A 10,169-nucleotide genomic window follows, 5' to 3' on the forward strand; every position below is an offset into this window, starting at 1 on the left:
AAAAGGGGTAGGGAATAACTGCTATTCGCTCCACGGTTCCGACGCATCATAAAACATTTAAAGTTATGCGTCTCCAAGTGTCGCGGTATATCAGTTTTTTCCATACCCCTTTAAATTTACATACTAATAAAAATTACTAATATCATAGCCTTTATAAATTAATCTATTCTTTCTATAGTAACTCCACCTTTTTCTTTTGGGTTATTCATTTTTATTAGGTATTTCCCTTCTGCGCCGTTTACTACTTTGTTAGATATTTTTATTTCTTTAGCTTCATCTCTGTTTCCATTTTTGTATACTATTACTTTTGTGTCTTCCCCGTTTTTTATTATCATTTCAGCCTGGTCATTTTTTTCTAGTTCCATTATTCCCATAGCCTTTTCTACAATTTTTACTGCAGCTTTAGGCATATTTTCTTCACTAAATACAACATAACCATCTGAGTTACTTTCTTCTTCTCGTTCTATTCTTTCTACTGTAACTTCTCCCACAGCTTTTTCTCCTTCTACAGTAACCTCATATATTCCATCTTCTGGTGCTTTAATTTCAAAATATGATGTCCGTAAATTTTCCCCTTCGTATAGAGTTTCTCCGTCATCTTTTTTCACTATATCCAGATTTAAAGTCCCTCCGTCATTTAAAACATCTACCTCTAGGGAATCCCCTTTTTGCAATTTCAAATCCTGAGAATCAGATCCATTAAACATTTCGTACTCTAAAATAAACTCTGAGTCATTTCCTGTTCTTTCACCATCGAACTTTACATTACTTTTACAAGCTGTAGCTGAAAATGCTGTTGCTATAATTAGTCCTGATATAAGTATTTTTCTCATATTTAAATCCTCCACAAAAGAATAATTTATTATCTTGTAATTTAGTGCTTCTTCTTACTTTATATGATAATGCCTAATATCCTTATTTTCAATTAAAGTAATCTTAACTATCTCTTAATTTTTTCTAAAGTTTTTTATTTTAATAACTAAATTATTAATATAGTTTATATATAAAAAAGCAAGAGCAATAGCCAAATAATAGGTTATTCTCTTGCTTTTATTTTTTTATTCTGTTCTCTCAATAGACTCTACAATCGAGATATTTCTCATCTCAACAAAAGGCAGATAAGAAACCAATGCTCCCAATCCAACGTTCATTAAAAATACCCCTGCAAATGTAATTGGATTGACCAAGAATTTTGGCGAAATCAAGAATTCTGCCATAGGACTGTATATTCCCCAGCATACTATTAGTGCAACAATTACTGAAATCACACCAGAATACAACCCATACATCAATCCTTCAGATAACACAATTTTTCTAAACATCTTATTATCAGCACCAACAGCTCTGATTATTCCAAACTCAGCTCTTCTCGAAACCATGCTATACTTGATATTATTCACTATATTGATAATACTGATTAAGAATAATATCCCTATAATCGCATTTATAAACATTTGCTTATTTTCTTCCATAGCAGCTAGTGTCATTCTTTCCTCAGTTAAATCAGAAAATACATTTCCATTAGTTCTATTCGCTATAGCAAAGATTTGTTTTGCTACCTTTTCTCTATTTGCATCGTCTTTCATTTCTATATTTACAATCTGAGCATTTTTATACCCAGAGAATTTTTCAAACTGCTTATTTGATAAAACTAAGTGCACAGAATCTGTATCTGGATAATACGCAGAATAATCCACAAGTTCGTTTACAATACCCACAATTTTAAACTCTTTTGTAATATATTTCCCACCTGTATCAGTCATTTTAAAATATTCCTCGCTAGAAATACCATCTTCTCTAAAAGTAACCTTTAATTTATCCCCAATATTTACACCTACTGTGTACTTTCCATTATTCTTTGGAACCATTGCAATGGCTACTTCTTCATTGTTCATCTCTTTTAAATCCACATTTCCTTTAGCCAAAAGTTTATCCAATTTTTTAAGAAGAGTATTATTATATCCATATACACTAGATTTTAAAATCTTATCCCCATTTCCACAATCTACTAACAAGCCACCAAGAACATCTTTATTATACGGCTCTTTATTTTTCTCTTTAAAATATTCCTTATCTAAAATCTGATCCTCTTTTAAAAACATCCTAGCATAAAGCCCTCTTATTTCATCTACATTTTCAACATCTTTTATACTTCTAATATCCTCTATATCCTTAGCCGAATATCCTGCATACATAGGTTTTGTCGGTTTCATACTTATCTTAAAATCTGTATTCACCCTTGATACCTCATCTAGTTTCTTCTGCTGGTCCTTCATCAAATCTGAGTAGAATGAAGAAGCTAAAAACATCACACTTCCAAGGCACATAGAAATCAGAGTAATTGCAAACCCACTCTTGTTTCTAAGAACATTTTTCATCGCCATCTTTATCTCAATTGGGATAATTTTACTATAAGAAAGACTATTATTTTTTCTTCTTCTGCTAATCATTTTGTGATTCCTTTTCTTATCCACAGAAGTTTTTATATTTCCTCTAATCTCATCAATTGGTGAAATTCTCTTTATTTTCCAAGCCAAAAGAGCCACTATAAATACAATTATCAACAGAGATACAACCCCTGCAAATACTATTATTTCAATAGGTACGCTAATTGTCGACAATTCCACAGCAATTTCGGTAAATACATTTCCCGAAACCTTTTTAAGCAATACCGCTACTAAATATCCAACAGCTACACCTATTGGAAGGGAAACTATCCAAATTAAAATAAGCTCTGTTAAAAGTAGTTTGACTATATCTGATAATTTTCCACCTATTGCTCTAATCAACCCATACTCAGAAATTCTCTGTATTATAGATATGTTGAATACTCCGTATACAACTATTGCAAGTACAATAGCTGCTGCAATTGCCGAATATATTAAGTTATAATCAATTTCTTCAAGCTGCCCCATTGCCTCTAATAGCATCCCATTTATTCCTATATGTTCCTCATCTACTCCTAAAGCATCAGAAATTGTATAAATATTTTTTAAAATATTTTTATCATCCTTAAATCTTATATAAGCATCTGTTTTTTCATTGCTCTTTTTTAAATCTCTATTTAGGAATATTTCCATAATTCCAGAAGATTTTTCTCTGGCTCTGTCCTTCAAAACTCCAGATACTACAAAAGTTTCCTTTTTCTTTCTTCCAAATAAATCTACAGTTACCTTTTGTCCTACTTCTGCTTTTACTTCAAGATTATCTAAAACCCATTTCTCTATAACTACTTCATTTGCCTTTTTAGGAAAATTACCTTTTATAAGCTCCGTATTTTGAAGTTCTAATAATTCTCTATTTACGCTGACAATATTCATTAAATCATCACTCTCAGGAGTAGATGAATCATAGTATGTTAAAAGACCAAGCTTCGATATATTCGGATTATTATTCTTCTTTGATTTAGAATTATCTTCATTTAATCCATTGACCTTAATATTCTCAATATCCTTAACTTGAGTATCATTCAAATCCCCATATCTTACAAAATAACTTCCTAATTCGTATTCAGTCTGTTTGATATTTTGTTCCTTTGCACTAAATGAAAGAGATCCCACTCCAACAATAAGTGCTATCCCAAGAACAATGCCTATCCCTATAGAAATAGACCTATTTTTATATTTTTTAATATAAGATTTCCCTGCCTTAAAATACCACATAGAAAAACCACCTTTCTTCAGATTATTTATTGTCTTTCAATTTCCTTTACTCAAATAATTTAAAGTCATTTCTTACCCTTAAATTATCATCTAAGAAATCTTTAAACAATATAATCTGTTTTAATGGTGGTTTTTACTGTCTAAACAGCAATTGGAATCATAATCCTTACCTTAAAGCTGCTTTCATCGTAATCTATTTTCATATCTCCGTTGTACTTTTCTACACAACTTCTTACATTATCTATACCTATTCCATGAATAGACTTATCTTTTTTACTAGTTAAAATCTTACTTCCGTCTTTTTTAATCTCATTTTCCTTTGAATTTTCTACAATCAAAAGGCTAAAATTATTTACTATACTATTGCTTATTTTTATATACCTATCGCTATGTTCCACGTGTAAACACGCCTCTATTGCATTATCTAAAAGATTTGATAAAATCGTACAAAAATCTGCCATATCTAAAAAATCATACTTAGAAAAATCTACCTTGCACTCAAAGTTTATCCCATACTCATCACACATACTCTTTTTATTCTTCAATATAGAATCCGATATTATATGTCCTGTGTTAAACTCATTTCTTACAGATTCATATTTTTTTAAACTACCCTCTATTTTTTGTATATACTCACCTGCTAGTTCAGAGTTTCCAGATTTATATAGCTCATCTATACAAATTATGTGATTTTTTATATCGTGGTACATTTCCCTAACTTTTTGATTTTCTCTACTCGATGCTATGTAGTTCTTAACCTCTTTATCTACACTTTCTCTAAGTATTTTATTTTCGTTCTTTATCTTATAGTCTTTTACTATACTCTTCATTGTCATAATAATGAAAATATCTGATACAAGAATCATAAGTATTATTAAAATTCCATAATATATATGATTACCCACTCCCATTATAACTATTGATATCATTTTAAAAATAGCTATTATGATAAATGTATTTAAAATCAACAGTAATACTATTGGGATACTTATTTTCTCATCATTTTTTCTAGCATTTATAATATACTCATATATAATGACAGAAAAAACAGTTATTAAAATTGATATTACTAATGACTCATAATCAGTTAACCATGTAGCTCTTGTATTTACTACTATTCCATTTTCTACTATTACATTAATATCAACTGCTAAAATATATGAAATTTTTTCAATTAATAATTCTACTATTGCAAAAAATGATATTGTTTTTATGAACAATCTTTTTTTAGGTGTACTGTAGTTAATAATAGCGTAAATCATGTATATGGCTGTATTTATCAAAAATACAAAACTATTTTGATTTAAATATTCATAAAGTAAATACTGTAATAAAAATGTTATTACAAAAATACTTATCCAGCCAAAAGCTCTAGATTTTTTTCTATCTTCAGTTAAATCCATATCCACTTTTAAAATTAGGAAATATATTACAAACTCAAAATAATTGTATATAATCCAAAAATTATGATGTCCTATATTAATCACCCCCACAGGATAATATTATCAACTACTTTATTTCATTACTTTTTCTATATAATCCATTACTCTTTCTTTCAACTCTTTTGTCTTATCTCTACTAATCATTACCTCATTTCCAGCAACTATAGCAGTTCTTCCTTTTATACTCTCAATCCTAGAGATATTTACAATATATCCTCTATGTACCCTAAAGAACGTCTCGCTATCTAGTTTTTCCTCCATACTTCCTATACTTTCATACAGTCTGTACACACTTTTCTCTGTATGTACAAGAAGGTTTCTCCCATAAGTCTCTACAAAAAGTATGCTCTCTGTAGGAACAACCACTGTCTTACCCGTATTTAAATCATTTATGATTATGCTGCTTTCTTTATTATCCTCGATTTCCTCTAAGCATTTATCAAAATGTTTACAAAAATCTTCATATCCTATTGGTTTTAGCAAATATCTAAATGCCTTAACTTCGTATCCATCAGCTAAAAAATCGGGAACTGCTGTGATAAATATTATCTGCAACTTTTTGTTCCACTCTCTAATTTTTCTAGCTACATCCATTCCATTAATACCATCCATTTGAATATCTAAAAGAACTATATCCAAATTTTCTCTGTAGCTTTCATCACTTTCAAATCTCTCTAAAAAACTCTCTCCATTCTCAAATTCTTCTACACTATATTTCTTTTGTTCCAAGAATTTTTTGAGAAACTCTTTTAATTTATCTCTATATATCTTTTCGTCTTCACAAATCGCTATCGAAATCATTTCTATTCCTCAATTCTTCATAATCTTTTTAATATAATAATATAACAAACAAAACTATCTTGCAAAATCTATAAAATTTTTGAAGTTAGTTTATGCTACAATTTTAAGTAATCTATTCTTTAATTATAATAAATATGTATACTCGAAAATTATAGAAAATATTGATTATTTTTCTATTTTTGTTATACTAAATTAAACTAATGGTTTTATCTATCTTAGGAAATTTTAATATTCGAGGTGATTATTATGACTAAAGATTCTAAGAGTTTCAAATCGTTATTTTTAAACATTTATGCTGCTATTTTCCCAATAATTATACTTTTATTCTCATTCCTTTCTAAAAATGCGTTGGTAAAATATCAGCAAATGGAAGGTAATTCTTATATTTTCGTCGGATTAGGGTACATGCTTTTCTTAATAGTATTTGTACTAGTTCTAACTACATTTAACAAGGATGTCAGTTTTATATCTGTAATAATAGGCATTCTCTTATCAGTTTTCTTTGCTACACCAAAATTCTTACCAGTTTCATTTATTAATACTTTTTATTCTAATATTTTCTTAGTGTTTAATAATATGATTGTAGCAATAGGAATGTATATAGCATATTTTATAAGTAAAAGAAGAAAATCTATATAGTATATTAATAGGATAATTTACATACAAAAGGACTTTCATTTAAACAATATGTTTATATGAAAGTCCTTTTATTTTTTATATTTTTACAGAATAAAAATAATCCTATCTATGTAATTCTATATTTTTTCCTTTAAATCATTGTGCCAACTATATTTAATATATCCATCATTTTGCAGTCTTCCAACCACTATTCCACTAGCTATTCCTAATTTATTTGAAAATCCTTCAATTGCATTTTTACTAAAGTTTCCAGATTTTATAAATAAATCGTAATCATCTTTAGGAATCAATATATCTTTTGCAAAGTCATCCGCTTCCTTTTCATCTTCTTCTGTTGTTCCATTAGTATTATTAATGTGACCTTTTATTATATGCCCCAATTCATGGAAAAGGCTAAACCAAAATATATCTGCATCCTTTCCTCTAGCTGTCATACCTATTATTATTTTTCTTTCTTCATAAAAAGTTGCTCCTTGTAAAAACGATCCCATTAAGTTGGGTAGTATAACTAAAGCTATTCCACATTTACTAAGGACATCTGTAAGAATTTCGCTAACTTCAGTTGTTTTTTTCAATGTCAAATTCCTTATTTCTTCTATGCTATTTTCTAATTGCTTTATATTTATTGCCTCTATACTTCTATCCCTTGCTTCTATTTTTGCCTTTTGTGCCATAGCTAAAAGACAATAATCACTCTTTTGAGTTATAGCTGTTCTTCTACATGCTATTTTATTTAATTGTGGATTACTTAAAATAGCAAGATTAGCAACTTCAAAATATTTTCTAAGTTCTATCACTTTTTCTGATTTTTCATCAACTTTTTCTATCCATCCATTCTTTACCATCTCATTATATGGAATTTTTTTAAGTATTTCAAAATCATTATCCATTTGATTTTCTTCTTTTATTTTTTCTATATCTTCTCTATATATTGCTTCAAGATTGTTCCAAAATCTAGCTGGGATACCCAAAACCATTTCCAATCTCATTGCAACTTCTGGTGTTAGTCTAACACTTCCTCGAATTAAATTACTTATATGTTTTTCAGACATTCCCATTCTAGCTGCAAATTCCTTTTGACTAAGCTCTCTATCTTCTAGCTGTTCTTTAATTGTTGCACCTGGTGGTATAGCTATTGTAGTTTTACTCTTTATTAACATCAAAATTACCTCCCCCTAACAAATTTAATGATAATCCACTATCTCTTTTATGCTTGCTATTTGAATTTCATCACCTTTCTTCTCAAAAATAAGTCTATATGGATGAACTAAATCAAGCGCATAATCAAAATTTGTACAAATTTTCTCTATCCCTTTATTCTTATATTCTACTTTCAATACATCACCTCATTTTGACTTTATTGATGTATTTTATATAGTTATTTTCAAGTCAATAATAACATAGTTATAATTAACCTACAAGGTTAATTTTGTAATATTTAACAACTATAAATTACATCTTCAATAATATTATTTCTAAATATCTCTATCATTATTCAAAATAATATTATTAAAGAATTTTTCATTATCCATATTTTTTCATAAAAAAAGAGGTACCTCGTAGTTTGAGATACCTCATTATTATTTATTTAATTATCTAGTAGCAAATTTTTCAGCTATTTTAACAACTAACTGAGAAGCTTTTACCATTGAGCTAACTACTAATAATTCGTTTTTACTGTGGAAGTTTAATCCACCACCGAATAAGTTAGGGCATGGTAATCCCATTTTAGATAATTTAGATCCATCAGTACCACCTCTTATAGGTATAACTATTGGTTCTACATCTAATTCTTTCATAGCTTCTGTAGCTATGTCAACTATATGCATAACTGGTTCTATTTCATCTCTCATGTTGTAGTACTGGTCATGTATTTCTACTGATACTCTACCATTGTATTTTTCAGTTATTTCAGCTATTTTAGCTGCGAAGAATTCTTTTCTTGCTTCGAATTTAGCTTTGTCATGGTCTCTTATTAAGTATATCATTTTAGCTCCATCAACATTTCCGCTTAATTCATTTAAGTGATAGAATCCTTCATATCCTTCAGTAGTTTCTGGTCTTTCATCTTCTGGGAATAATTCCATAACTTTTCCTGCTATGTATAAAGCATTAACCATTTTGTTTTTAGCTGATCCTGGATGAACGTTTTTACCTTTTATAGATACAGTTGCTAAAGCTGCACTGAATGTTTCGAAGTTTAATTCACCTTCTGCTCCACCATCTAATGTATAAGCATATTTAGCACCGAATTTTTCAACGTCGAATTTATCTGCACCAGTTCCTATTTCTTCGTCTGGAGTGAATCCAACTTTTATTTCACCGTGTTTTATTTCTGGATGATTTACTAAGTATTCCATAGCTGTCATTATTGCTGCTATACCAGCTTTGTCATCCCCACCTAGTAATGTAGTACCATCAGTAACTATTATTTCTTCTCCTACAAATCTTTTTAATTCTGGAGTGTCTTCTACAGTAGTAACTACTCCTAGTTCTTCATTTAGAACTATGTCTTTTCCATCGTAGTTTTCTATTATTCTAGGGTTTACGTTTGTTCCTGAAACGTCTTCATTAGTATCCATGTGAGCTATAAATCCTATTGGATCAACACCTTCAGTATTTGCTGGTAATGTAGCCATTAGGTAGCAATGTTCGTCTAAAGAAACATCCTGTAATCCTATTTCTTTTAATTCTGCTTCTAATACTCTAGCTAAATCGAACTGTTTTTCAGTTGATGGACAAGTAGTACTTGATGAATCTGAAGTAGTATCGATTTTAACGTATTTTAATAATCTTTCTAAAACTTTTTCTTTCATAACTTTTACACCTTCCATTAAAAAAATATAAATTTAAGGTTCGCAGATTATCTGTAGAAAACCTTTCTCCTTTAGTATAACAATAAATTCTTAGAAACTCAAACAAAAAAAGCTGTTTTTTCCGAAAATTTTTATTATTTTTTTAAGTTTATCATATTGATTTATTTTTATTATATAAATTTATATTTTATAGACTATACTACTTACTCATCAAAACCTTTGAAAAAGATTATAAACAACGCCCAAATGAATAGTATTAACAACATACTTATCGCACTAAAAATTAATCCCATTTGTTCTGGATTTAAAAATATACCGTTCTTTACTATACTCTGTGGGATAAAATAAATTAACCCTGAAATAACTACCAAAACAATTACCTTAAACTGATTGATTTTGCCCATGCAAATCCCTCCTTTTAAATAAAGTTCGCTATTATTTATATACTATTCTAAGCAAAAAAAATAAAGTTTCAATATATTTCAAATATTTGTAATTATTCTGTAATCCTTTCTATATAAATTACAATATCATTACAATCACTCTAAAATACTTACATTAAAATAAAAAAAATATATAATATAGAAAACAATATTTCTACCCCAATAAGACCAGCTATTAAAAGTCAATAGCTGTAATAAAAAAATAATAATATTTTAAATTAAAAATAAAAATTTGCATCACAAAAAAGCCTAACAGCTAGTTAAAATTTAAAACTAAATATTAGGAACATAAGGCTTGTTATCTCTTAAAACAGCAAATATTATATTGGTTAATTTACGAGCGACAGCTCCCATCGCAGTACCGTG

The 10,169-nt window shown here is 28.7% G+C and carries 9 protein-coding genes; 1 reads left to right on the plus strand and 8 read right to left on the minus strand.

Annotated features, from left to right (window positions below; translation table 11 throughout):
• Positions 1-158 precede the first annotated feature (158 nt).
• The 4 genes from ACK2WN_RS09050 to ACK2WN_RS09065 all read right to left on the minus strand — a co-directional run bounded on the left by ACK2WN_RS09050 (position 159) and on the right by ACK2WN_RS09065 (position 5,905).
• Entirely contained in the window at positions 159-833 is a 675-nt protein-coding gene (locus tag ACK2WN_RS09050; protein WP_416155390.1) for a hypothetical protein, read from the minus strand.
• 225 nt (positions 834-1,058) lie between these two features.
• The gene (locus tag ACK2WN_RS09055) at positions 1,059-3,662 is read right to left on the minus strand and encodes an ABC transporter permease (protein WP_300531260.1); all 2,604 of its coding nucleotides are present in this window, start codon (positions 3,660-3,662) and stop codon (positions 1,059-1,061) included.
• A gap of 140 nt (positions 3,663-3,802) precedes the next feature.
• A complete protein-coding gene (locus ACK2WN_RS09060; protein WP_416155391.1) occupies positions 3,803-5,065 on the minus strand; it encodes a GHKL domain-containing protein in 1,263 nt (420 codons plus the stop codon).
• A gap of 111 nt (positions 5,066-5,176) precedes the next feature.
• A complete protein-coding gene (locus ACK2WN_RS09065) occupies positions 5,177-5,905 on the minus strand; it encodes a LytR/AlgR family response regulator transcription factor (RefSeq protein WP_416155392.1) in 729 nt (242 codons plus the stop codon).
• A 246-nt stretch (positions 5,906-6,151) separates the two neighbouring features.
• Between ACK2WN_RS09065 and ACK2WN_RS09070 the strand changes: the two genes are divergently transcribed.
• Positions 6,152-6,544, plus strand: coding sequence for a hypothetical protein (locus ACK2WN_RS09070; RefSeq protein WP_416155393.1), 393 nt, complete (start codon positions 6,152-6,154; stop codon positions 6,542-6,544).
• Between the two features lie 116 nt (positions 6,545-6,660).
• Here the strand turns inward: ACK2WN_RS09070 and ACK2WN_RS09075 are convergent, their stop codons facing one another.
• From ACK2WN_RS09075 to ACK2WN_RS09090, 4 genes are all read right to left on the minus strand, one after another.
• Positions 6,661-7,704, minus strand: coding sequence for a helix-turn-helix domain-containing protein (locus ACK2WN_RS09075; RefSeq protein ID WP_416155394.1), 1,044 nt, complete (start codon positions 7,702-7,704; stop codon positions 6,661-6,663).
• 24 nt (positions 7,705-7,728) lie between these two features.
• Positions 7,729-7,881 (minus strand): hypothetical protein, encoded by a 153-nt coding sequence (locus ACK2WN_RS09080; protein WP_006441033.1) that lies wholly within the window; start codon positions 7,879-7,881, stop codon positions 7,729-7,731.
• 255 nt (positions 7,882-8,136) lie between these two features.
• On the minus strand, positions 8,137-9,360 hold the full coding sequence (pepT, locus tag ACK2WN_RS09085; RefSeq protein WP_300531251.1) for a peptidase T: 1,224 nt from the start codon (positions 9,358-9,360) through the stop codon (positions 8,137-8,139).
• Positions 9,361-9,563: 203 nt separating this feature from the next.
• Complete coding sequence (locus ACK2WN_RS09090) at positions 9,564-9,764, minus strand: hypothetical protein (protein WP_006441031.1); 201 nt, start codon at positions 9,762-9,764, stop codon at positions 9,564-9,566.
• Positions 9,765-10,169 lie beyond the last annotated feature (405 nt).

It is taken from the genome of Peptacetobacter sp. AB800, from assembly GCF_047807365.1.
Taxonomy (GTDB): Bacteria; Bacillota; Clostridia; order Peptostreptococcales; family Peptostreptococcaceae; genus Peptacetobacter.